The organism is Kineobactrum sediminis, assembly GCF_002868715.1.
Lineage (GTDB): Bacteria > Pseudomonadota > Gammaproteobacteria > Pseudomonadales > Halieaceae > Kineobactrum > Kineobactrum sediminis.
In genome coordinates, this window is the sequence record NZ_PKLZ01000019.1 from 1 (window position 1) to 23187 (window position 23187).

Annotated in this window: 19 protein-coding genes and 2 pseudogenes; 12 read left to right on the forward strand and 9 right to left on the reverse strand. The window is 59.1% G+C overall.

Annotation, left to right across the window (positions count from 1 at the left end; genetic code table 11):
- The 6 genes from CWI75_RS18575 to CWI75_RS17910 all read left to right on the forward strand — a co-directional run.
- Positions 1 to 292: hypothetical protein (locus CWI75_RS18575; protein ID WP_206604789.1), on the forward strand; the 292-nt coding region annotated here is incomplete at its 5' end.
- A gap of 95 nt (positions 293 to 387) precedes the next feature.
- A complete protein-coding gene (locus CWI75_RS17890; RefSeq protein ID WP_101522899.1) occupies positions 388 to 789 on the forward strand; it encodes a hypothetical protein in 402 nt (133 codons plus the stop codon).
- A 123-nt stretch (positions 790 to 912) separates the two neighbouring features.
- Positions 913 to 2265, forward strand: coding sequence for a TolC family protein (locus CWI75_RS17895; protein ID WP_101522900.1), 1353 nt, complete (start codon positions 913 to 915; stop codon positions 2263 to 2265).
- A gap of 11 nt (positions 2266 to 2276) precedes the next feature.
- Positions 2277 to 3599 (forward strand): efflux RND transporter periplasmic adaptor subunit, encoded by a 1323-nt coding sequence (locus CWI75_RS17900; RefSeq protein WP_101522901.1) that lies wholly within the window; start codon positions 2277 to 2279, stop codon positions 3597 to 3599.
- Complete coding sequence (locus CWI75_RS17905; protein ID WP_101522902.1) at positions 3592 to 6717, forward strand: efflux RND transporter permease subunit; 3126 nt, start codon at positions 3592 to 3594, stop codon at positions 6715 to 6717. Before CWI75_RS17900 ends, CWI75_RS17905 begins: the two co-directional genes overlap by 8 nt.
- 23 nt (positions 6718 to 6740) lie before the next feature.
- Complete coding sequence (locus CWI75_RS17910) at positions 6741 to 8261, forward strand: 4-hydroxyphenylacetate 3-hydroxylase family protein (RefSeq protein ID WP_101522923.1); 1521 nt, start codon at positions 6741 to 6743, stop codon at positions 8259 to 8261.
- Positions 8262 to 8276: 15 nt separating this feature from the next.
- On the opposite strand, the gene CWI75_RS17915 is transcribed toward CWI75_RS17910, so the two are convergent.
- Complete coding sequence (locus tag CWI75_RS17915; protein ID WP_241521296.1) at positions 8277 to 10001, reverse strand: potassium/proton antiporter; 1725 nt, start codon at positions 9999 to 10001, stop codon at positions 8277 to 8279.
- Positions 10002 to 10189: 188 nt separating this feature from the next.
- On the opposite strand from CWI75_RS17915, the gene CWI75_RS17920 reads away from it, so the two are divergent.
- From CWI75_RS17920 to CWI75_RS17940, 5 genes are all read left to right on the forward strand, one after another.
- A complete protein-coding gene (locus CWI75_RS17920; protein ID WP_101522903.1) occupies positions 10190 to 12352 on the forward strand; it encodes an FAD-dependent oxidoreductase in 2163 nt (720 codons plus the stop codon).
- A gap of 88 nt (positions 12353 to 12440) precedes the next feature.
- The gene (locus CWI75_RS17925) at positions 12441 to 14600 is read left to right on the forward strand and encodes a carboxy terminal-processing peptidase (RefSeq protein ID WP_241521297.1); all 2160 of its coding nucleotides are present in this window, start codon (positions 12441 to 12443) and stop codon (positions 14598 to 14600) included.
- Positions 14601 to 14743: 143 nt separating this feature from the next.
- Positions 14744 to 15448 (forward strand): PAS domain-containing protein, encoded by a 705-nt coding sequence (locus CWI75_RS17930; protein ID WP_101522904.1) that lies wholly within the window; start codon positions 14744 to 14746, stop codon positions 15446 to 15448.
- A gap of 156 nt (positions 15449 to 15604) precedes the next feature.
- Positions 15605 to 16639 (forward strand): MraY family glycosyltransferase, encoded by a 1035-nt coding sequence (locus tag CWI75_RS17935; RefSeq protein ID WP_101522905.1) that lies wholly within the window; start codon positions 15605 to 15607, stop codon positions 16637 to 16639.
- A gap of 40 nt (positions 16640 to 16679) precedes the next feature.
- Entirely contained in the window at positions 16680 to 17180 is a 501-nt protein-coding gene (locus tag CWI75_RS17940; RefSeq protein WP_101522906.1) for a transcription termination/antitermination NusG family protein, read from the forward strand.
- A gap of 221 nt (positions 17181 to 17401) precedes the next feature.
- On the opposite strand, the gene CWI75_RS17945 is transcribed toward CWI75_RS17940, so the two are convergent.
- Positions 17402 to 19060 carry an HNH endonuclease signature motif containing protein gene (locus CWI75_RS17945; protein WP_162300127.1) on the reverse strand — a complete coding sequence of 553 codons (1659 nt, stop codon included), beginning with the start codon at positions 19058 to 19060 and terminating at the stop codon, positions 17402 to 17404.
- A gap of 56 nt (positions 19061 to 19116) precedes the next feature.
- On the opposite strand from CWI75_RS17945, the pseudogene CWI75_RS18970 reads away from it, so the two are divergent.
- Positions 19117 to 19278: pseudogene (locus tag CWI75_RS18970) on the forward strand (IS3 family transposase); the annotation flags it as partial.
- A gap of 71 nt (positions 19279 to 19349) precedes the next feature.
- On the opposite strand, the gene CWI75_RS17955 reads toward CWI75_RS18970, so the two are convergent.
- The 7 genes and pseudogenes from CWI75_RS17955 to CWI75_RS17990 form a co-directional block, all read right to left on the reverse strand.
- Positions 19350 to 19814, reverse strand: coding sequence for a CCDC90 family protein (locus CWI75_RS17955; protein WP_101522908.1), 465 nt, complete (start codon positions 19812 to 19814; stop codon positions 19350 to 19352).
- 147 nt (positions 19815 to 19961) lie between these two features.
- Positions 19962 to 20600 carry a SatD family protein gene (locus CWI75_RS17960; RefSeq protein WP_162300128.1) on the reverse strand — a complete coding sequence of 213 codons (639 nt, stop codon included), beginning with the start codon at positions 20598 to 20600 and terminating at the stop codon, positions 19962 to 19964.
- 167 nt (positions 20601 to 20767) lie between these two features.
- Entirely contained in the window at positions 20768 to 21151 is a 384-nt protein-coding gene (locus tag CWI75_RS17965; RefSeq protein ID WP_101522910.1) for a CCDC90 family protein, read from the reverse strand.
- Positions 21152 to 21495: 344 nt separating this feature from the next.
- Positions 21496 to 21825 (reverse strand): annotated as a pseudogene (locus tag CWI75_RS18975) (UDP binding domain-containing protein); the annotation flags it as partial.
- 1 nt (position 21826) lies between these two features.
- Positions 21827 to 22123 (reverse strand): type II toxin-antitoxin system RelE/ParE family toxin, encoded by a 297-nt coding sequence (locus CWI75_RS17975; RefSeq protein WP_101522912.1) that lies wholly within the window; start codon positions 22121 to 22123, stop codon positions 21827 to 21829.
- Positions 22123 to 22377: a type II toxin-antitoxin system ParD family antitoxin gene (locus CWI75_RS17980; RefSeq protein ID WP_101522913.1), complete on the reverse strand. Its 255-nt coding sequence runs from the start codon at positions 22375 to 22377 to the stop codon at positions 22123 to 22125. The genes CWI75_RS17975 and CWI75_RS17980 overlap by 1 nt, the downstream gene beginning before the upstream one ends.
- A 477-nt stretch (positions 22378 to 22854) precedes the next feature.
- The gene (locus CWI75_RS17990; protein WP_101522915.1) at positions 22855 to 23076 is read right to left on the reverse strand and encodes an addiction module protein; all 222 of its coding nucleotides are present in this window, start codon (positions 23074 to 23076) and stop codon (positions 22855 to 22857) included.
- Positions 23077 to 23187: the final 111 nt, after the last annotated feature.

The following is a 23187-nucleotide window of genomic DNA, read 5'->3' on the forward strand; positions in this document are numbered from 1 at the left end:
TTCACAACAGGGCTCCCTTGAACGGTTCGGCTGGAAGCACTGGGAGATTCGGCGTGGCTGTCTGTACAACCGGCAACTGAGCCACCGGTATTATTGGACACCGGTCAAGCTGCGCATGCCGCTGTATGGTTTTACAGATTCGGACGCTGGGTGGTCACATCTGGCTGACAATCTGTCATCACTCGAGGCTGGCCGCAAAGCCCGAAATCAGGACCAGAGCCTACAAAACACGGCAAATCCGACTTCTACAAAAGAATCCACATATGCGCATAATATATATTATGTTAAATAAGAGATTTGACCACACAGTTATCCACACCCCTCTCTAGTGCCTTGCTCGCGACGTTCTGCTAAGATTGGCCGAATAGTGTGACGAGAGAGATCCTTGTGCGACGTGGTGCGTGGTTGATATGGCTGCTGCTGGCAACGCTCCTTGCGGGGACTGCGGTCGCGTCCTCGGCCGACTTTTGCAGCATGTCCAGCGGACAACCGGCTTTCGCCAGCTCGTCGACCAGCGATCAGGTACCCATGGACCATGGCACCATGGACCACGACACTATGGTTCACGACATTCCGGACCACGGCACAGATGAAACCCGGGGCCAACATGGCTGCTGTACCGGTGACAGCAACGACGCCGGCTGCATGATGAACGCCTGCCTGTCGATGATAGCCACTGTCGCCTACCAGGCTTCTCCTGCCCATAGCCATTCGATACTGATCTTTTTCCCCGCTATGGCTGTTCCGCAATCGCCGCTTTTCCCCCTGTTAAGACCCCCGATCGCCTGATCGTGGCGCGAAAACCCATTTCGCGATCTCGCTGATACAAGACGCTGTTTGGCCAGCCTCGCCTGCGCCCGGCGCTTTTACTTCATGACTTAACGATTTGTCCAGTTGCCTTCGGAGGCAATTATGATTCGATTCCTGTTAGACGGCTCCGTGCTGAAACGCCTGGTGCTGCCTGTTGTGCTGTCAGGTTGTGTGGCGACGGCCGCTGGCGCACAGACCAATCCGCAAACCCTGGCCCTTGAGGAAGCGATAACTTTCGCGGTTGAAAATGATCCGTGGCTCAGCGGTAGTCGGCACACGCAGAACGCCCTTAATGACGAAGCGACGGCTGCCGCCACCCTGCCCGACCCCATAATCAGCCTGACCGGCAGCAATCTGCCGGTAAATTCTTTTGACCTGAATGAGGCGCCCATGACCCAGCTTGGGCTGGGCGTCAGTCAAATGTTCCCTCGCGGGGACACCCTTGCGCTGGCTCAGCGACAAAAACAGCAACTTGCGCAACAACATCCGTTACTGCGGCTGGATCGGCAGGCTAAGGTCACGGCCACGGTCACCCGGCTGTGGCTGGATGCTTTCAGGGCCCAGGAGAGTATTCGGTTGATAGAGCGCGATCGCGCCCTGTTCGAGCAACTGGCGGACGCCGCCAGGGCCGGTTATTCCACGGCACTGGGCCGTACACGCCAGCAGGACATGATCCGCGCCCAGCTGGAACTGACACGCCTGGCGGATCGCCTGACCGTGCTCCAGCAGCAACAGGACAGCGCACAAAAGCAGCTGTCCGAGTGGATCGGCGCCTCTGCCATGGCTCCCCTGACGCCGGGGCTGCCGGTGCAATCAGTCGACAGGCGATGGGAAGTAGTCTCCGTTGAACAGGTAAATGAGCAAGCGCGGTACGACGCAATCGCCAGTCACCCTACCCTGTTGGCGCTGGACAAGCAGATCGACGCCACCAGGACCAGCGTCGATCTTGCCCTGCAGAAATACAAGCCGGAATGGGCACTCAAGGCCCAGTACGGCTATCGCGATGAGGATCTGGCCGGGCGCAGCAGGGACGATTTCGTGACTTTTGGCGTGAGCTTCGACCTGCCATTGTTCACAGCCAAACGGCAGGATAAAGAAGTCAGTGCCGCCCGTTCGCGGGTTGAGGCGAACAGGACTGAAAAGGTGTTACTCGCGCGCCGGCTGATGGCGGAGCTGGAAACGGCGAGTGTGCAACTGGCCCGCCTGGATGAACGCCGGGCGCTTTACACCGACCAGCTACTGCCGCAAATGGCGGATCAGTCTGAGGCTTCCCTGATCGCCTATAACAATGATGACGGCGATTTTGCCGAAGCCGTGCGCGCTCGTATCGCGGAACTGAACGCCAGGATAGACGCACTCGCCATAGCCGTGGAGCGCCAGCAGACCATCGCCCGGATAAATTACCTGCTTACCGGGGCGCCGTCTGGCGACAGCGCCCCGGCAGAACCGTTTTGAGGAATTCCAGGATGAACACTTTTACCAGAATTGTGCTCAGTGCGGCCGCCGGCGTAGTACTCGGTGGTGTCGCTATGTGGTTATTGAGCAGTCGCGAGACAGGGGTTGAAACGGCAGCGGAGGCAGAGCGCGAGCCGCTATATTGGGTGGCGCCGATGGATGCCAACTACCGGCGCGACCAACCCGGCAAATCCCCCATGGGTATGGACCTGGTCCCGGTTTACGAGGCGGGCACCGACCAAGATGAAGCCGGTACCGTCAGGATTTCACCCACGGTCGTCAATAATCTTGGGGTGCGCACCGGGACGGTCGAAACTGGCCGCCTGCCCGGTGATGTCAGCACGGTAGGCTATGTGCAGTACGACGAAGACCACCTCATCCATCTGCACCCGAGAGTGGAGGGTTGGATTGAAAAGCTGCATGTCAAGGCGGCCGGTGACCCTGTCCGCCAGGGCGACCCCCTTTACGCACTCTACTCCCCTACCCTGGTTAACGCCCAGGAGGAGTTATTGCTGGGTTTGAATCGGGACAATCCGGCATTGATTCGCGCGGCCGAGGAGCGCCTGCTGGCACTGCAGGTGCCACAGGAGGACATAGACAGGTTGCGTAAAACCCGTGAGATCAGCCAGACCATTACCGTTACCGCACCAAAATCGGGGGTATTGAATCAGCTCGAGGTGCGCGAGGGCATGTTCATCAGGCCCGGCATGAACCTGATGACCATTGCCCAGCTGGAGCATCTCTGGGTAATCGGGGACGTTTTCGAGCAGCAGGTGAACCTGGTGAGTGAAGGGAACCCGGTCCGTATAGTGCTGGATTACCTGCCCGGCCGGGAGTGGTCTGGGCAGGTGGACTATATCTATCCATCGCTGAACCCCAAAACACGCACCGCGCAGGTGCGGGTACGCGTCGACAATCCGGATACCCTTTTAAAGCAGGGTATGTTCGCGCAATTGGTCATTGCCACTGAACCGGGCGCGGAAACCCTGTTGATCCCACGGGAGGCCCTGATCCGCACTGGCCGCCAGGCGCGTGTCGTGCTGGCCCTGGGCGACGGGCGATTCAAGTCGGTGGCCGTGGAGTTCGGCCGTGTCGGCCAGCGCCGGGTGGAAATACTGTCTGGTCTCAATGCGGGAGACCGCATCGTAACCTCCGCCCAGTTCCTGATCGATTCCGAGTCCAGCAAGACCTCGGACTTCAAGCGCATGACCGGGCCGAACCAGCAACAAGAGGGTCAGGGAGAACAAGGCCGGCAACAAATGGGTCGGCAGGACCACGAGCACCAGCAACCCGACCAGGAAGCGCACAACCATGGGGAGCACAACCATGATTGAGTCCCTGATCCGCTGGTCCGTCGATAACCGCTTTTTTGTGCTGCTGGCCACGGCGATGCTGGTTGGGGTTGGCCTGTATTCCCTGAAGAACACACCGGTAGACGCCATTCCCGATCTGTCCGATGTGCAGGTAATCATCAAGACCAGCTATCCCGGGCAGGCACCCCAGGTGGTGGAGGACCAGGTCACCTACCCGCTCACCACCGCCATGCTGTCGGTACCGGGCGCAGTGACCGTGCGCGGCTACTCGTTCTTTGGCGACTCCTACGTCTATGTCATTTTTGACGAGGACACCGATGCCTACTGGGCCCGCTCCCGGGTCCTGGAATACCTGTCCCAGGTGGCGCCCACCCTGCCGTCCAGTGCGCGGCCGCAGCTGGGCCCCGACGCCACCGGTGTCGGCTGGGTCTACCTCTATGCACTGGTGGATCGCACCGGCAGGCACGACCTCAGTGACCTGCGCAGCCTGCAGGACTGGTTCCTGAAATACGAACTGCAGACAGTGCCCGGCGTGTCCGAAGTCTCGGCGATCGGTGGCATGGTCAAGCAGTACCAGGTGCGGGTGGATCCGGAAAAGTTGCGCGCCCTGGGTATACCGTTGGCACATATCCAGACCGCCATTGTGCGCGGCAACCAGGAGGTCGGAGCCTCGGTCGTGGAAATGGCAGAAGCCGAATACATGGTCCGGGCCAGTGGCTACCTCCAGGGTATTGATGATCTCCGGACCATTCCTTTGGGGGTAGACGTGAACGGAACACCGTTACTGCTCAGGGACGTGGCCGATATCGGCCTGGGTCCACAAATGCGCCGGGGGATCGCCGAGCTCAACGGTGAGGGTGAGGCCGTGGGTGGCATCGTGGTAATGCGCTTTGGTGAGAATGCACAGGAGACCATCAATGGCGTTAAGGCCAAACTGGAAACCCTGAAAGCGGGTTTGCCGGAGGGCGTGGAAATTGTCACCGTCTACGACCGCTCGAAACTGATCACCCGTGCCGTGGACAGCCTCTGGAAAAGCCTGCTCGAGGAACTCGCCATTGTGGCGCTGGTGTGCGTGATTTTCCTGTTTCATGTCCGCTCGTCGCTGGTGGCGGTGATCAGCCTGCCACTGGGAATACTGACGGCGTTCATTGTCATGTACTGGCAGGGTCTCAACGCCAACATCATGTCCCTGGGGGGCATCGCGATCGCCATCGGTGCGATGATCGACGGTGCCATCGTGATGATCGAGAACATGCACAAGCACATGGAGCGCACACCATTAACCCCGGAAAATCGTTGGCGGGTGGTGGCGGACTCAGCCGCCGAGGTAGGGCCGGCGCTGTTCTTCAGCCTGCTGATCATCACCGTCAGTTTTATCCCGGTGTTCACCCTGGAGGCGCAGGAAGGGCGCATGTTCAGCCCGCTGGCCTTTACCAAGACCTATGCCATGGCCGCCAGTGCGGCGCTGGCTGTCACCGTGGTGCCGGTACTGATGGGGTACTTCATCCGGGGCCGCGTGGTCCCCGAGCGCAAGAACCCGGTTAACCGGGTATTGATCGCGGGCTATATGCCGGTGCTCAAGGGTGTATTGCGCTTTCCGAAAACCACCCTGATGATGGCATTGGTGGTATTTTTAATCGGGATCTGGCCGGTTAACAAGATCGGCAGCGAGTTTATACCGGATCTGGATGAAGGCGATCTCATGTATATGCCCACCACCTATCCCGGGCTCTCAATCGGCAAGGCGCGGGAACTCTTGCAACAGACCGACAAACTGATTGCGACGGTGCCCGAGGTCAAAACCGTGTTCGGGAAAATCGGCCGCGCCGAGACCGCAACAGACCCCGCCCCCCTGACCATGATCGAGACATTCATTCAACTCAAGCCCAAAGACGAATGGCGCGAGGGGATGACCACCGAAAAGCTCAAGCAGGAGCTGGATGCACTGGTGAAATTTCCCGGGCTCACCAACGCCTGGGTCATGCCCATCAAGACCCGCATCGATATGCTGGCCACCGGCATCAAGACACCCGTGGGCATCAAGGTGGCGGGCGAAGATCTTGAGGAGATACAGAAAATCGGCCAGCGTCTGGAACAAATCCTCGAAGAGGTAGCGGGCACCGCCTCGGTTTACTCCGAACGGGTGAGCGGTGGCCGTTATATCAAGGTCGACATCCAGCGTGGAAAAGCCGCGCGCTACGGCCTCAACATAGCCGATGTGCAACAGGTGGTGGCCACTGCTATCGGCGGCATGAACGTTACCCAGACTATTGAGGGCCGCGAGCGCTACCCGGTCAACCTGCGCTATCCGCAGGATTACCGGGACTCGCCGGAGCAACTGGCACTGTTGCCGATTGTCACGGCCAGCGGCCAGAACATTGCGCTGGCGGACGTGGCGAACATCTATGTGGAAAACGGGCCGGCAGCAATCAAAAGCGAGAACGCGCGCTTGAACGGCTGGACCTTCGTCGATATTGAAGATGTAGACGTGGGCAGCTATGTCGAGCACGCCATGACGGTGGTTGAGCAGCAACTGGAGTTGCCCGCGGGCTACTCGATTACCTGGTCAGGTCAATATGAATACATGCAGCGCGCCAAGGAAAAGCTGGGCTATGTGGTACCGCTGACATTGGCCATCATCGTCATCCTGCTGTACATGAACTTCCGTAACTTCACCGAGATCGCCATCATCCTGGGCACCCTGCCCCTGGCCGTCATCGGCGCCATCTGGCTGATGTACTTGCTCGATTACAATTTCTCGGTGGCGGTGGCGGTCGGTTTCATTGCCCTGGCAGGTGTGACCGTGGAAATCGGGATCATCATGCTCACCTATCTCAACCAGTCGTATAAACAGCTGTTGCAAGACTGCCAGGAGCGGGGGTCCCCGCCGCAGGGGCAAGAGCTACTGGAGGCGGTGACACAGGGTGCCGGCCTGCGTGTGCGGCCGGTGATGATGACTACCGTATCCACTATCGCCGGTTTGTTACCCATCATGCTCAGTTCCGGCACCGGTGCGGAAGTGGTCAGCCGGATTGCAGCGCCCATGGTGGGCGGTATGATCAGCGCGCTGTTCCTGACCCTGCTGGTGTTGCCCGTGGTATATTATCTGTGGCGTCGGCACTCGTTATCGCTGGCCTGACTTCTGATAAAAAGGTGTTTATTGTGACTACAATCAAACCGACCCAACGCGAAGAAACCGCAGCCGAGCGCTGGGCGCGCTTTAGCCCCATCCGCACCGGCGACGATTACGTCAACAGCCTGCGCGATCGCGGGGTAACCGTGTACCTGATGGGCGAAAAGATCGCCGAGCCGGTGGATCACCCCATCATCCGGCCCTCCATCAATGCCCTGCAGGCCACCTACGACCTCGCCACCGACAACCCGGAGCTGGCCACGGCGCACTCGCCGCTGATCAACGCGCCGGTGAACCGGTTTTTGCATATCGTGGAATCCCCGCAGGACCTGGTAATGAAGAACCGCATGCAGCGGCGCATGGGCCAGATTACCGGCACCTGCTTCCAGCGCTGTGCGGGCCTGGATACCATCAGTGTGCTGCACTCCATCACCTACGACATGGACAAGAAGTACGGTACGCCCTACCACCAGCGGTACCTGGATTTCCTGTGCGAGGCCCAGCGCAATAATGTGATCATCGGCGCCGGCATGACCGACCCCAAGGGCGATCGCAGCAAGCGCCCCCACGAGCAGGCAGACCCCGACCTGTTCCTGCACGTAAACCGGCGCACGGAGAAGGGCCTGTATGTTACCGGGGCCAAGGCGCACATGACCGGCGGCCTCAACTCCCACTGGATCTGCATCATGCCCACCATGAACATGACCGAGGCCGATAAAGACTATGCCGTGGTCGGCATGGTGCCGGGGGATGCGGTGGGCCTCACCTACATCTATGGCCGCCAGTCCTGCGATACCCGCGCACTGGAGAGTGGCGATATCGACAAGGGCAACGCCCGCTTCGGCGGCCAGGAAACCCTGGTCGTGTTTGAGGACGTGTTCATTCCCTGGGAGCACGTGCTGATGGACGGCGAGTACGAATTCGCCCAGCCCATGGTGGCCCGTTTCACCGCCTATCACCGGGCCAGTTACGTCTGCAAAACCGGCCTGGGCGATGTCATGGTGGGGGCCGCGGCTTCCATCGCGGAATACAATGGTGCCGATGCCGCCAGCCACATCAAAGACAAACTGGTGGAGATGACCCACCTCAACGAAACCATCTACTCCTCCGCCATTGCCTCCTCCCACGAGGCCCAGCCGCTGGAATCCGGCATTTACATGAACGATGAAATGCTGGCCAACGTGTGCAAACACAACGTGACCCGCTTCCCCTATGAAATCGCCCGCTTCGCCCAGGACCTGGCCGGCGGGTTGATGGTTACCCTGCCCTCCCAGGCGGATTTTGACCACGAGAGCACCGGCCCGCTGCTGCACAAATACTTCCAGGGCCGCCCGGACATCCCGGTGGAATCTCGCACCCGCATGCTGCGGTTGATCGAGAACATGACCCTGGGCCGCAATGCGGTGGGCTACCTGACCGAGTCACTGCACGGCGCGGGTTCACCCCAGGCCCAGCGCATCCAGATCCTCCGGGGCATGGAGCTGGAGCGGAAAAAAGGTTATGCGCAGGACCTGGCGGGTATCACCCTTATTGCCACGGATGCCGACTAAGCGACCGGGAAGCGGCTACCCAAGCTTGAGACCGACGGCGGCGATCCGGTCGCCGTCGAGCTTTTTCACCACCAGCTGCACCACACCCAGGCGCACCCGGTCCCCCACCACCGGCTTGTGATGGAAGCGCTTGTCGAAAATAGCGGCCACCGTCATTGCCTGCAGTGCCTCGGGCACCTCAAAGCCGTACATCTGTGACAGGTCCGCCAGCTTCGCGTCGGGCTTGATGACGAAGTTGCCGAAGAAGGCCGAGGATTGCAGGTAACTGCGCACCTCCGTAGGTGCAAACAGCCGCGCCAGCGCGGGAATACCGCCGTCCGCCGCCAGCACAACCACATAGTCATCCGCTAGCAGCTTCTGCTCCTGCCAGTCTTCCAGCAGGATGCCGTGGCGCACTACCCCCATCAGTTGGGCGCCGCCGGACAGGGGCAGGCGCCGAACCGGCAGGTTGATGGCGGGACTGCCGGTCACCGCCTGGTACACCAGTAATTCCTTTTCCTGGTCATCGGGGATTTTGAGTACCAGATGCTCGGGCTCCTCCAGGCTGTGCGGTACTTCCACTCGCAACCAGCGCGCCACTGGCGCAATAGTCCAGCCCTGCAAGACCAGCGACACCAGCACCACAAAGAAAGCCAGTTCAAAATAGGTGGCGGACATTTCCAGCCCCGCCAGTGACGGGAACAGCGCCAGGATAATCGGCACCGCACCGCGCAGCCCGCACCAGCTGATGAACAACTGCTCGCGCCAGGGAAAATGGAACGGTAATAGTGACAACAACACCGCCATGGGCCGCGCCACCAGGATCAGTGCCAGGGCGATACCCATCGCGGGCAGAAATACCGGAACCAGGCTACTGGGAGTGATCAACAGGCCGAGCATCAGGAACATGCCGATCTGCGCCAGCCAGGCAACGCCATCGTGCAGGCGACGAATATCCTTGGCGTGGGGCAGCGAGGCATTGCCCACCATGATTCCCACCACGTAAATCGCGAGAAACCCGCTACCACCCCACAGGTTGGTGAGGCCAAACACGCTCATACCACCGGCCAGTGCCAACAGCGGATACATCGATAACGGCAGCGGCAAACGCTTGAGCAGCAGCACCAGCAGGTAACCCCCCGCCGCGCCCAGTACTATGCCCATGCCCATTTGCTGGATGAAGGCGGCCAGCACCTCCCAGCCGGGGTAGTCGCTGCGCAGCACCAGCAGCTCCACCAGGGTGATGGTGAGGAAGATGGCCATGGGGTCGTTACTGCCGGACTCGATTTCCAGGGTCGCCCCAGTACGCTCCTTGAGCTCCAGCCCCGCCGCACGCAACAGCCCGAACACCGCCGCGGCATCGGTAGACCCTACAATTGCGCCGATCAGCAGGGCCTCCAGCCAGGGCAGGCCCAGAATCAGTCGTACCGCCAGCCCGGTCAGGGCCGCGGTGATCACGACGCCCACTGTTGCCAGTGATAGGGCGGGCCCCAGGCTTACCCGGAAGGTATCCTTGCGCGCTCCCTGGCCACCATCAAAAATAATCAGCGCCAGGGCGATACTGCCGAACATGAAGGCCTGTTCAATATCGTCAAAACGAATACCGCCCACCCCCTCCTTCCCGGCAAGCATGCCCAGCACCAGGAATACCAGCAGTACCGGTGCGCCCACCCGTCGCGACAAACCACTGGCCACCACGCACAGCAGCGCCAGGGCGGCGCCCCAGAAAATCATGGTGTTGGTCAGTTCAATCGACATCATGCGCAGGAATACCGGCCGGCCATACTCGGTGAATAAAGGTCTTTATACCATGTTAGCCGCCTGCACCCACAGCAACCGTGCCTGATGCCGCGACTAATCTGCCCTAAAAGCTGTAACAAAACGTATAGTAGAACATCAAGCCTACAGCGAGGGGGCACACGGCCCCCGGCAGGGAATTGGAGCACTACATGCAACGCATTATTCTGCTGGCGGTTATCGCGGCCCTCATTGCCGCTTTTTTCCTGCTGGACATCAACCAGTGGCTGACACTGGAGGGCTTGCAAACAGGCCTGGCACGCTTTGAAGAATGGCGCAGCTCGGCGCCGCTGCTGGTCGCCGGCGGCTTTTTCCTGCTTTACGTGGCCGTCACCGCGCTGTCCCTGCCGGGCGCGGCGGTAATGACCCTGGCGGGCGGCGCGCTGTTCGGCCTGGGCTGGGGGCTGTTGATTGTGTCCTTCGCCAGCAGTATCGGTGCCACCCTCGCCTTCCTGGTCTCGCGCTACCTGTTTCGCGACACCGTACAGGCGCGCTTCGGCGAACGCCTCAAGGCCCTCAACGCCGGCATTGAGCGCGACGGCGCTTTTTACCTGTTCACTCTGCGACTGGTACCGGTATTCCCGTTTTTCGTCATCAACCTGCTGATGGGCCTGACCCCCATTCGCGCTATCACCTTTTACTGGGTCAGCCAGGTCGGCATGCTCGCGGGTACCGTGGTGTATGTGAATGCCGGTACCCAACTGGCCCAGCTGGAAAGCCTCGGTGACGTTCTTTCCCCCACCCTGATCGGGTCCTTTGCTCTGCTCGGCGTGTTTCCGCTGCTGGCCCGCAAAATAGTCGGGTTCATCCAGGGACGGCGTATCTACAAGCGCTGGCAGAAGCCGAAGCAGTTTGACCGTAACCTGGTGGTCATTGGTGCCGGCGCCGGCGGCCTGGTGTCCGCTTATATAGGTGCTACCGTCAAAGCCGGGGTAACCCTGGTGGAGGCCCACAAAATGGGCGGCGATTGCCTGAATTACGGCTGCATTCCCAGCAAGACACTGATCAAGACCGCGAAGCTGGCCAACCGGATCCGCCATGCGGACCAGTACGGGCTCAGCACCGGCACCCTCGATATCAACTTCCGCGCGGCCATGGGCCGGGTGCAGGAGGTTATCAGCGCGATTGAACCGCATGACAGTGTCGAGCGCTACACCGATCTCGGGGTGGATGTGGTTCAGGGTTACGCCACCATTGTTGATCCCTGGACGGTTGAAATCGCTTACCCGGATGGCAGCCGCAAGAATATGACTACGCGCAACATCATCATTGCCGCCGGTGCCCGCCCCTTTGTGCCGCCCCTGCCGGGTATTGAAGACAGCGGCTATGTCACCAGCGACACCCTCTGGAGCAGTTGGGCGGAGCTGGATGCGCCGCCTGCACGGCTGATCGTGTTGGGGGGCGGCCCCATCGGCTGCGAGCTGGCCCAGTGCTTCGCCCGCCTCGGTTCGCGAGTCAGCCTGGTGGAAATGCTGCCGCGGCTACTGCTGAAAGAAGACGAGGAAGTGTCCGCGATTGCCCAGGCCGCTCTGCAAAAAGACGGTATCGAGGTTTACACCAACAGCAAGGCCCTGCGCTGTGAATATGAAACCGAGGATGGCCAGCGCCATAAATACCTGGTCATCGAGGGCCCGGCCGGTGAGCAGCGCCTACCCTTTGACGGCCTGCTGTGTGCCGTGGGCCGTGCGGCCCGGCTCGAAGGCTATGGCCTGGAAAACCTGGGCATCGATACCAATCGCACCATCATCACCAACGACTTTTTACAAACCACCTATCCTAATATTTACGCCGTGGGCGATGTGGCCGGGCCCTACCAGTTCACCCATACCGCTGCGCACCAGGCTTGGTATGCCGCGGTCAACGCCCTGTTCGGTGAGTTCAAGATGTTCCGCGCGGACTACCGGGTGATCCCCTGGGTGACTTTTCTGGAACCTGAAATCGCCCGGGTCGGCGTTAATGAGCAGGAAGCCACGGAACAGGGGCTCGATTTCGAGGTCACACGGTATGAGCTGGATGATCTTGACCGGGCCATAGCAGAAGGTGAACGCCAGGGTTTCGTCAAGGTGCTGACCGCCGCCGGCAAGGACCGCATCCTCGGGGTCACCCTGGTGGGCGAGCACAGCGGCGAGTTACTGGCGGAATTTGTACTGGCCATGAAGCATGGCCTGGGGCTGAACAAGATACTGGGCACCATTCACAGCTACCCCACCCGGGCCGAGGCCAACAAATACGCCGCCGGCGAATGGAAGCGCAAGCATGCCCCGCAGCGCATCCTGGCGTTGCTCAAGCGCTATCATGCCTGGCGCCGGGGTTAACGAAACAGACAGGGCATAAATCGATTAATATTGGATCAAAGATGGCACGGCGCTACACTAGGCGGCCAGCAATCCGGAGGTAACACCCTTGATCAAGAACACACCACGATCAGTGCAGGTTCGCAGCAAACTGCTCGGCGGTATCTGGGGCCTGTTTGCACTGGCGCTACTGGGGCTCGCCGCGCCGGCGTGGAGCCTCATTACCTACACCGACGAGCAGCGCGAAACAATCGTCGAGCTGGTAGAGCAGCTGGAAAAACGCCACTACGCCAAGCTCGAGTACGACGACCTGCTGTCGTCCATGCACCTGGACAACTACATCGACAGCCTCGACGGTGGCAAGATGTACTTCACCAGTGCCGACCTCGCGGAGTTCGAACGCTTCCGCAATGCCATGGATGAAGAGCTGCACGCCGGTCACCTGGAAGCCGGCTTTACCATCTTCAACCGCTTCCAGCAGCGTCTGGAAGCCCGGCTCAGCGGAATCATTGACACCCTGCCGGCACGCATCGACGCCATGGACTTCACCGTTGATGAAGACTACCGGCTCGACGGCGAGGACCGCGACTGGGCCACTGACCTGGCCGAGCTGGACAATCGCTGGCGCCTGCACATCAAGAACCAGGTGTTAAGCCTGCGCCTGGCGGAAAAAGAAGGAGATGATATCGCCGAGGTGCTGGAAAAGCGCTACCGCAACCAGCTCAACCGGGTAAAGCAGTACAACCACCAGGACGTGTTCCAGATTTACGCCAATGCCCTGACCGAGCTGTACGACCCGCACACCAGCTACCTGTCGCCGCGGCGCTCGGAGAACTTCAACATCAATATGAGCCTGTCGCTGGAAGGTATCGGTGCCGTATTACAACTGGAAGACGAGTACACCAAGGTGGCGCGCATTGTGCCCGCGGGCCCGGCTGACAAGCAGGGCGAACTGCGGCCTTCGGACAAGATCATCGCCGTGGCCCAGGGCGAGGATGGTGCATTTGAAGATGTGATCGGCTGGCGCCTGGATGAAGTGGTGGAGCTGATCCGCGGCCCCAAGGACACCACCGTGCGCCTGCAGATTATCCCGGGCAAGGCGGCCACCGCCGACATGCGCCAGGAGATCACCATTGTTCGCAACCAGGTGAAACTGGAGGAACAGTCCGCCCAAAAGGAAATCCTGGAGATTCCCGCGGCCGATGGCGGTGATATGATCAAGATCGGGGTGATCGATATCCCCGCCTTCTACATTGATTTCGATGCCATGCGCCGGGGTGAAGACGACTACAAGAGCACCACCCGGGACGTTAAGGTGTTACTGGACGAACTGCAGGACGAAGGTGTGGAAGGCATCATCATCGACCTGCGCCACAATGGCGGCGGCTCCCTGCAGGAGGCCAACGAGCTCACCGGCCTGTTCATTGAGTACGGCCCCACCGTGCAGATTCGTCACTCCTCGCGCCGGGTCTGGCGGGATGGCAAGCGGGCACGCACTCCCTACTATGACGGCCCCCTGCTGGTAATGATCAACCGGCTGAGCGCCTCCGCCTCGGAGATTTTTGCCGGCGCCATCCAGGATTACCAGCGCGGCATCATTGCCGGTGACCGCTCCTTTGGTAAAGGCACCGTGCAAACCATGCTGCCGCTCACCGAGGGCCAGCTCAAACTCACCGAGTCCAAGTTCTATCGTATCTCCGGTGACAGCACCCAGCACCGCGGTGTCGTGCCCGACGTAACCTTCCCCTCGATGTTCGACCCGGATGAAATCGGTGAAAGCGCACTGGAGCACGCCCTCAACTGGGACCAGATCAACCCGGTTCGGCACCGTCGCTATGGCGATATCGCCGCCATCGTGCCCGACCTGACCCGGCTGTTCGCCTCGCGCAGTGCCAAAAACCCCGACTTTGTCTACCTCGAAGACCAGGTGAATTTGGCGGAAGAAGCGCGGAGTATCAAAACCCTGCCACTGAACGAGAAAGCCCGTATTGCCATGCGCGAGGAACAGGAATTGAAGGCGCTGGCCATTGAGAACCGTCGCCGCGCCGCCCAGGGAAAGGAGTTGCTCACCAGTCTCGAGGACGCTGAGGTGGAAGACAGCGCGCCGTTGGAGGAAACTGGTGAACAAACGGATGAAGAGGCACTGGAAGAGGCCGACGATGCCTCGGATGTGCTACTCGGTGAAGCCGGCCAGATCCTGGCCGATGCACTGCGCCTGCGACAGCAGAGCATAGCCCAGCATACTCCGGTGCTGGTGGAGGAGAATTAACGCAAGCCGCCACCACAATACCGCGACCTGTCTCACCAATACCTTCAGTTTGTCTCAATGCAGCTGTGGTGCAACAAAGAAGTATGCACGCTCATGTGATAAGTGCTTACACTAGACCCAGCCGTACAATAATAGAGGGAAACATGGATTGGGTTGAAGGTATTGGGCAGGTAATGCTGGCGGTCCGGCTGGATGAGGACATGCTGATTCTGTCCATGTCACCCATGGCGGAGGCGGTGTTCGGCATCAAAGAAGCCGATGTGCAGGGCAAGTCACTCTCGGAGATCTCCAGGCGCGACGCTATTATCGCCCACCTGCCGCCAAGCTGGCGGCGCGACCAGCGGCTACAGAAGGACTCGATGGGCGGACTGCTGGAAGACGCCGCCCGGGCCTACGGCAATGCCACCAGCTGGGTCTGGCTGCTTACCCCCAGCGGCCGCATGTTCCGGGGCATCTGCAATGTAATCAAGCTGGATGTTGGCTACGTGGTGTACACCGCGAATATTGAGGACCCGTTTAATCGCACCATCCTCCGGGGCGAACAGGATGGCACCCTGGTGGGCCTGGCCGGCAGCAGGCTCGACCTGCACACCCTGCCCATCTTCGAGGATTTCATCGGTGGCAGCACCTTGCAGCAAATTGCCACGGACCACGCCATCAGCACCAGCAAGGTGCGCACTATCCTGGATAACCTGGCGGAAGCCACTGGCCACAATACCGCGGGGGAATTGCGCATCTCCGTGTGCCGGCTATCCACGGAGGAGCTGATACCCGCCCGCCAGAACATCTTCCCTATCCTCTGCGAGCAACGCCACGGCTTCCCACAAGACGACCTGCCAACGGATTAGCCGGCGGCCAGCTGGGCCGCCGCCATAGCGAAATGTCTCACCAGCGCAGTCCAAAAGTCTCAATACCCGGATAAATCCCAAAAAAACTGTGCAAAACCAGCACGCAAATCTTTACAATGCTCGTGTCTGTAACCCCTCAACAAAGATTTGCTATCAATGCCCGAGCTTTATCCAACGGCAGTGTTAATTATTTCAGTGAGTGCCATCGTGTTCGCCTATCTGGCCGCATGGTTGGCCGTACGCGTTGATCTGGTTGACAAACCCTCCCACCGCAAACAACACAGTGGTCATATTCCACTGGCTGGCGGCCCGGCGATTTTTGCCAGCCTGTGCTTCGCGTACCTGGCATATGGCCTTACTCCTTTCGGCCTGACCGAAGTTGCCCTGTTTGGGGTGATATTTCTGGCGGGGCTGGTAGACGACTGGCGGGATCTGAGCGCCAACAAACGCCTGCTACTGCACCTGGGCTGCGGGCTGCTGATGGTGCTGGCCGGCAATTTTGTACTGTACGAGGTGGGTAACCTGCTGGGCTTCGGTACTATCAGCCTGGCCCTGCTCGCGGTACCACTCACCGCCCTGGCCTTCGCCGGGGTAGCCAACGCCTACAATATGATGGACGGTATTGATGGCCTGGCCAGCGGCCTGGTGCTGGTGCCCCTGGTGGCCCTGGCGCTGCTCGCCCTGCAGACAGGCCATCCGGTATTGCCCACCCTGGTATACATCATCATCCCGCTGCTGGTATTCCTGGCATTCAACCTGGGGCCCAACACCCCATGGTTGCCAAAAATCTTCCTGGGCGACAGCGGCAGTAATCTGCTGGGATTCATGTTGTGCGCCCTGGTGGTGTACCTGAGCCAGGGGCAGGATGCACTGATTCAACCGGTGACCGCGCTGTGGCTGGTAGCCGTACCGCTGATGGACATGCTGGCCACCATGCTGCTGCGGGTACTTGAAGGGCATCATCCCATGCACCCGGACCGGCGCCACCTGCACCATCTGCTGCAGGACCGGGGCATTGCGGCACCTGCCGCACGCTGGATCATCATCGGCTACGCCGGTGCCATGGCCGCCGCGGGTATCGCCCTGATGCAAACGGCTGAATACATCGCCATGATGCTGTTCATCAGTGTGTTCATCGGCCACTGCCTGTTCGCCCTGCGTGCCCGCAAACCAATCATGGTAGACGCATGACCTGGCTGGTAGTACACAGCAAATCCATGATGGTAGGCACATGACCTGGCTGGTAGTACACAGCAAACCCCGTGAAGAAGAAAAGGCAGCCCGCAACCTGCGAGACCAGAACTTCACCACCTTTCTGCCCTGTATCAGCCAGCGCAAACGGCGCCGGGAAGGCTGGCAAACCGTTATTGGCCCCCTCTTCCCCCGCTACCTGTTTGTGAAAGTGGCCCTGGGCGAGCAAAGTACCGCCACGGTGCGCAGCACCCCCGGCGTGGCCAACCTGGTGCGCTTTGGCCAGGTACTGGCGCCGATCCCGGATGCGGTTATTGACTTCCTGGTGCAGCAACAGACCCCCGAACTCAATGCCCGCCAGGCCGAGGCCTGGACGCAAAAGCCCGGCGATAAAGTGACCATTCTGGAAGGCCCGTTCGCCGGACTGCCCGCGGTGTTCAAGATGGCGCGGGACGCTGACCGGGCGGCGCTGCTGGTGGAGTTGCTGGGAAGGCAGAATGAGGTGGTGGTGTCGCGGGATGTTGTGGGTGAGGGTGTTTAGTTTATAGGGCTTGGGGCTTGATCAGCAGGGCTTGCAACTCCGACAACCCACACAGCCATACAGCCACACAGCCACACAGCCACAATGCGACCATGGCTGGGGCCGGTTCGCGCATCTGATCGATACTTTTCTTATAGACGCTCCTCCATCAGCAGGCCATTGACGCGTAGAAAAAACGCGCCGGACACTATCTGCCTGCTTTATTAATCAACAATATCCCACTAGCAGTTCGAGAAAATCTCCGCGGAAACCCCATTCAAACGAATGTCAAAACAGCCGCGGTGCAGCTGCCGGTGATGGAACCGACACAGCGTCACCAGGTTATTCAGCCGTGTTTCTCCGCCCTCGGCCCAGTGCCTGATATGATGGGCATCCACGTACTCCGATTCCTGGCAACCGGGATACTGGCAGACGCCATCCCGCTCACGCAGGGCACGGCGAATAGGCCCCGGCACAATGCGGGACTTCCTGTCCACGTTCAGTACCTTGCCGGCATCATCCTCCAAAACCGTGACCAGCGACGCATCGCAACTCAGTCGCCGCGCGGTGGACGGTGACAGCCACGGTTTATCCTCGAAGTGCGCCCTCCCATGACTACAACACACTCCAGAGCGCTGTTCGCGGAGGGTATTGATGTCTACGTGCATGACAACCTGGCAGCGCTCTGACCCTTTCAGCCCCTGCAAACCTCGATAATCCGGCCCCGAGGCCAGGAAGTGCTCCACCACGGCGACCAGCGCATCGGCTCGCACCTGGTTCATGTGCTGCGAAAACGTTTCCGCGGAGATTTTTTTCTCCGCCCGGGCGTAAGCAACATGATCTGGCACACCTTCCCGATCACTGTTTTCTGAACTCTCTGTCGGGCTTGAAGCGCCGGAGAGCGCTTCTATATCGTGGCGACTTTCTCGACCGGCGGTGACCTCTGCATGCAGGCTTCGACCTGCACTGCCGGAGGGCGCCACTGCACCCAGGCTGGGGCTTGCACCGCTGAAGATAGCCCCTGCAGAAAGACCGCGGGTTGCACCGTTAGAGTGAGTCCCTGCATCCAGGTTTTGGCTCACACTGCTCACAGCACGTGAACAGGGATCAGCACTCTCCGCCCCGTCTTCCGCACTCGCGGCTGCCTTGGTGCCCCCACGCTGCAGAATCTTCCGCGCCACCGCTTGCATGCGGGCCTTCTGCTTTGTCTTCCACTCTTCGTGGCGCTCCTCTTCCAGAGGCCGGACCACTGCCTGCAGGGCCTTCATGACCAGTTGCCCCTGCTCCGGTGGCAGTTTGGCATGAATAATCCACATGCCGTCTTGGTCCTGAAACCAGTAGAGCTCCCGAGCCAGTTCACGCATTGCTTCGGCATCCAGTTCCGGTGCGGCGCCACTCTCAGCTTCATCGCAGGACACCCCGGCAGTCGCAACTTCTTCCTGCCCCGCTTCCAGCAACCCCGCTAGCCCCGGCTCTGCGACCGGTTCATACCTGCTTACCAGCTTCTCCAGGTGACCCGCGCTGTTCTGCTGGGCCAGGTGCACCATAAAGCCCTGGTTTTCCGGCGTGGCCACACGGGTGATGGCCCGCACCTTCGAATAGGAAATGCCGCCCTCCGAGAAGACTTCATCGACCTCCGGCAACACATGCAGTTGCCGCGCCACTCGCATCTTTTCCCGCGCAGCGCCCAGCGTAATACCGCAATTGGCCACCAGCCAGTGGGCACAGGAACGCATCGCTCCCTGCTCGCGCCAATCGCCACGGCGGTCAAACTCGGCGATCATCTTCAACAAGCGGTGATTCGCCGCATTGATCTGCGCCGACAGAAGCGTTATCGCCTGACCCAGCTGCGCTCCAGTCAGGCGTTCGGGCCGATCCTCCACAACCACTGGCATGCCCATGACAACCCCCCGTAACTGTATGCATACACAGTATAATAGTCGCCCCAAACGACTATCCCAAGCACCGAGTTTCATCAAATTCGGCCACCTTACAAGGCGTAGCCGTGGTTCGCCCGAACCAGGTTTGGAGTACTTACATTACCTATATGCGCCTGGAACGCGCGCTTGCTTGCCTGGTTGCGATCATCGACTCCTGGTACTGCAACAAAACCCCGAGCTCAATGCCCGCAAGGCCGAGACATGTACGCAAAAGTCCGGTGATAAAGTGAGTAGTCTGGAAGATGCCAGTTCACCCCAGCCACACCTGCAGTTGCGGAATTACCATGACAAGCACGAGAATCCCGAGCATCCAGGTGTGGAGGAACAAAGTTCGTTCCAGCTTGCCAAAACGCTTTTCGAATCCGGCATTCTGATCAACGAAGCACCCAAGGAATTTTGCATCCTGCTCTGAGAAACGCTTGTCCATTCTCGCGTCCTGCTCTGCAAAACGCTTTTCGAACTTCGCATCCTGCTCGGCGAAGCGCTTGTCCATCCGGGCATCCTGCGCTGCAAACCGTGCATCCATCAACGCGCCAAACTCACCAAAGCGCGCATTCAGCACTTCGGTGAAGTGATCCCGGGTGAGCAGATTTTCCGCGTAAAAACCAAATGCCTCGGCCATGAGTTCCGCCTGCACATCAGCTTGGGGCTCCGGAAAGCCAGCCGCGCGTAGGCGGCGTGCGTACTGGAGCGTATCAAATGCCATGCTGGCCATAATAGTCACTCCTCGTAGCTATGCAAGTGGATCAGGCGGGAATCAGTATCTCCAATGAGGTAGCCATCTGGAACATCAAAACCGACCAACCTGCATCGCAGATACACCAGCCGCGTCGTTAACACGAAGCACAGGAATACCTGGTACTCAATTACCATGGCGTTCTTTTACCAGGGCGTCATCCAAAGATGTTGATATGGCACTGGCGATACCGGCCAGAGTGCCCAGCAATCCGTCGGCTATATTCTTGTAAACTGCGGATTTGCTTATTGCAGTCGCTTTGGCGATGCCTCGAACCGGATGACCGGCCAAGTGAAGTCGATACACCTCAAAACGGTTATGCTGCCATTGGCCTTGCAAATGCGACACCAGTGCCAATGAGTGATTCGCCAGCTCTCCCTGTGCAAGCCCCTCGACCCGATACAATCCACCTTCCCGCTTCAGTACATCAACCGCATCTCTCGCACGATGGAAGGCAGGCCCGTCCATGCCCAGCGCAACCTTGTCGTTGATTGGGGTATCGATTCGTCCCAAACCTACGCCAAATCGCACCTTGACCGGAAATAATCGACTCTGAATCATGGCGATCATTTCCCAAAGGGGTATCGCCTTAGATAACACCGCCTGGAACTCATCACCCAAGGTGATGGTGAAAGGAGATGCCAGCGCTTTTGCATGGAGAAGATTGAGTTCGTCGAGCACCTCTTTTAATTTGATCTGCAGCTCGCCCCTTTCCGGGATCTCGCGGGAACCACAAATATCACCGATCACTGCCAGATAGCTCATATCAACCATCCTGGTTGAAAATCATTGATTTCAACCAGGATGGTTTATTATGCAATTTTCAACCTAATTGGTTAATTTCAGGGATTGTTAGCACCTTCGCGCAGCCATCTGGAACATCAAGGCCGGTCAGCGAGGTGGAGCTATGATGCAGGCTGTACCGGCAGCCCCTACGCCAGCCAGACATTCAGTTGCGGAACCACCAGGGCGGCCACGCCAACACCCAATATCCAGGTGTGCACGAACTGGGTGCGTTCGATCCTGACCGTGAGTTTTGTCAGCTGCTGAATGCAGCCCTCCATATGTTCTATTCGACCTTCAAGGGCTCCCATCCGGTCTTCGAGCTTGCTGAAACGTGCATCCATCAACGCGCCAAACTCCCCAAAGCGCGCATTCAGCACTCCGGTGAAGTGATCCCGCGTGAGCAGATTTTCCGCGTAAAAACCAAATGCCTCAGCCATGAGTTCCGCCTGCACATCAGCCTGGGGCTCCGGAAAGCCCGCCGCCCTGAGGCGGCGTGCATACTGGAGCGTGTCAAATGCCATGCTGGCCATAATAGTCCCTCCTCATAGCTATGCAAGTGGATCAGGCGGGAATCAGTATCTCCAATGAGGTAGCCATCTGGAACATCAAAACGGTCCAGGCCCGATCACGCACGCACAATATGCGCCGAAATCTCTCGATACACCCCACGCGTGTCCACAATCAGCTGGGCGTGCTGTTTGATCAGAGCATAGTCGAAGCCATTATGGTTGGTGGCGACCACCACAGGGTCAAAGGCCGCCTATTGGACGTCAACTACCTTGGCCGCTCGGCGTCAATTAGCTTGGCCGGTTGACCGCTAATTGTCGTCTAATAGCCGCCAGGCTTGCGGGGGGCAGCTCCATGCCTTGCAGGTCAAAGTAATAGCGGCGCATCGGGGGGAAGACCGGCACATGGGAGTCGCTGTAGGCCACCTCCCCGCCCTTTTACTGGATCAACTCCATGATCATGGCGGAGGGGGATTCGCGCATGTCGCCAACGTTCTTCTTGTAGGCGACTCCCAGCACCAACACGAGGCTACCGCGCATAGTCGGTGAGGCCCTCGACCAGTTTGCCGACCACGTAGTCGGGCATGGCGCTGTTGACCTCCCCCGGCCAGCTCGATGAAGTGGGTATGCAGACCGTACTCGCGAGCCTTCCCGGTGAGGTAGAGCGGGTCGTTGGGAATGCAATGCCCGCCCAGGCCGCTAATCCAGAAGCCGTTGCGGTGCATCCATGTCCTCGTGAAGCACGCGAACAACACGCACCTCCGTCTCGAGCACTCGATAGAAAACAGCGTAATTTTCTACCTGCAATCTGCGATATCCGGGAAAAACATGGGCATAGTTAGCGCCGAGAGATGGATAATGAGTCAGCTGATTCATTCCTGCCTCAAGCTGATCAGGGTAACTATCCGCCTGATCGGCTCCCCATTCTTCGCAGGTATATATCCAGATTCCGGTGAGATCAGATTCTGCCTTCGGCGTGACGGTTAGTCTGGGCACTAGTTCGACGCTTTCACTCGCTTACGGCCAGCAGATTTGATGGCGGATATGTCCAGGGGCTTGGATTTTCCACTCGACTCACCGGCAGCTAGGGCCTGCCTGAGTGTCGCAAGACGTTCCTTGGCCTGCTGGTCTCTGCGGATGAGATCGCGGATATACTCGCTATCATTGCCAAAATGACCGTTCTCAATCTGGCCTTTCACCCAGTCGTCTTGCTGCTCAGTCAGGGTGATGGTCTTCCGGTGCATGCTCATGGCTGGTACTCCTGGCAAATCAAAAGTATGACAATATCATACTACTTGCTTGCGCCGGATCAATCCCGCCTCATTGGCAATAATTCCAGTCAAAATCTCCGCGGAGACGCTTTTCGGTTATAACCAGCACATTCCACCAAACCCCGCCACTCCTTGCGGACGCCACCTCTGACGAAGTTCTCTAAGTGCGTGACAACCAGTATTCGGGATGACGCGAAACATGAGCAACTGCAAAAACTTCAATACCCTCCTTGTTTGGCCGGTAGACCAGAGAGAATGGGAATCGCTTTACGTATACTCTTCTGGTACTTTTTGTGGCTGGCGAACCTGCTCCAGGAAATGACAAAGCCCTTGCAGTGGCGTACTCGACTTCTTGCGCAAACGCCGCGCCGAGACCTGCTTCTTGCTTATTGTAGTAGGCCACTTCCTTTGGGAACTTGAGCCGTGCCGGCGCGATAAATCTTGCGTACATCGCTTTCAGATACGTTTGGCATCAGCGAAGACCTCTTCCGCGGTAAACCATTGAATCTCATCGCGATCAAACGCTTTAACTCTTTGCTCAATTTCTTGCGCCCAGGCATCTTCGATTTCATTAATCGGCGCGCTCAGTGACGCTAGCATTGTCTCGGCCAGCTTCGCACGTTCGTCTGCACTGAGGCCCAGAGCTTGGGTTTCTAGCTCCTTTAGCGAAGTCTGCATTTATCTCCTCCAATTTGGGTAACGATGTACATGCCTAAAGATGCCAGCTCCCCCCAACCCCGCCTGCGCATCAGACTTCTGCCACGGGATATCGCACCACCCGCCTCTCCA

Bases quoted from the DNA above. Each gene is read 5' to 3' on its own strand.
- CWI75_RS17990 (WP_101522915.1), bottom strand. From the start codon at position 23,076: ATGCAGACTTCGCTAAAGGAGCTAGAAACCCAAGCTCTGGGCCTCAGT.
- CWI75_RS17930 (WP_101522904.1), top strand. From the start codon at position 14,744: ATGGATTGGGTTGAAGGTATTGGGCAGGTAATGCTGGCGGTCCGGCTG.
- CWI75_RS17920 (WP_101522903.1), top strand. From the start codon at position 10,190: ATGCAACGCATTATTCTGCTGGCGGTTATCGCGGCCCTCATTGCCGCT.
- CWI75_RS17965 (WP_101522910.1), bottom strand. From the start codon at position 21,151: ATGGCCAGCATGGCATTTGACACGCTCCAGTATGCACGCCGCCTCAGG.
- CWI75_RS17980 (WP_101522913.1), bottom strand. From the start codon at position 22,377: ATGAGCATGCACCGGAAGACCATCACCCTGACTGAGCAGCAAGACGAC.
- CWI75_RS17945 (WP_162300127.1), bottom strand. From the start codon at position 19,060: ATGGGCATGCCAGTGGTTGTGGAGGATCGGCCCGAACGCCTGACTGGA.
- CWI75_RS17915 (WP_241521296.1), bottom strand. From the start codon at position 10,001: ATGATGTCGATTGAACTGACCAACACCATGATTTTCTGGGGCGCCGCC.
- CWI75_RS17935 (WP_101522905.1), top strand. From the start codon at position 15,605: ATGCCCGAGCTTTATCCAACGGCAGTGTTAATTATTTCAGTGAGTGCC.
- CWI75_RS17905 (WP_101522902.1), top strand. From the start codon at position 3,592: ATGATTGAGTCCCTGATCCGCTGGTCCGTCGATAACCGCTTTTTTGTG.
- CWI75_RS17895 (WP_101522900.1), top strand. From the start codon at position 913: ATGATTCGATTCCTGTTAGACGGCTCCGTGCTGAAACGCCTGGTGCTG.
- CWI75_RS17940 (WP_101522906.1), top strand. From the start codon at position 16,680: ATGACCTGGCTGGTAGTACACAGCAAACCCCGTGAAGAAGAAAAGGCA.
- CWI75_RS17900 (WP_101522901.1), top strand. From the start codon at position 2,277: ATGAACACTTTTACCAGAATTGTGCTCAGTGCGGCCGCCGGCGTAGTA.
- CWI75_RS17960 (WP_162300128.1), bottom strand. From the start codon at position 20,600: ATGAGCTATCTGGCAGTGATCGGTGATATTTGTGGTTCCCGCGAGATC.
- CWI75_RS17955 (WP_101522908.1), bottom strand. From the start codon at position 19,814: ATGGCCAGCATGGCATTTGATACGCTCCAGTACGCACGCCGCCTACGC.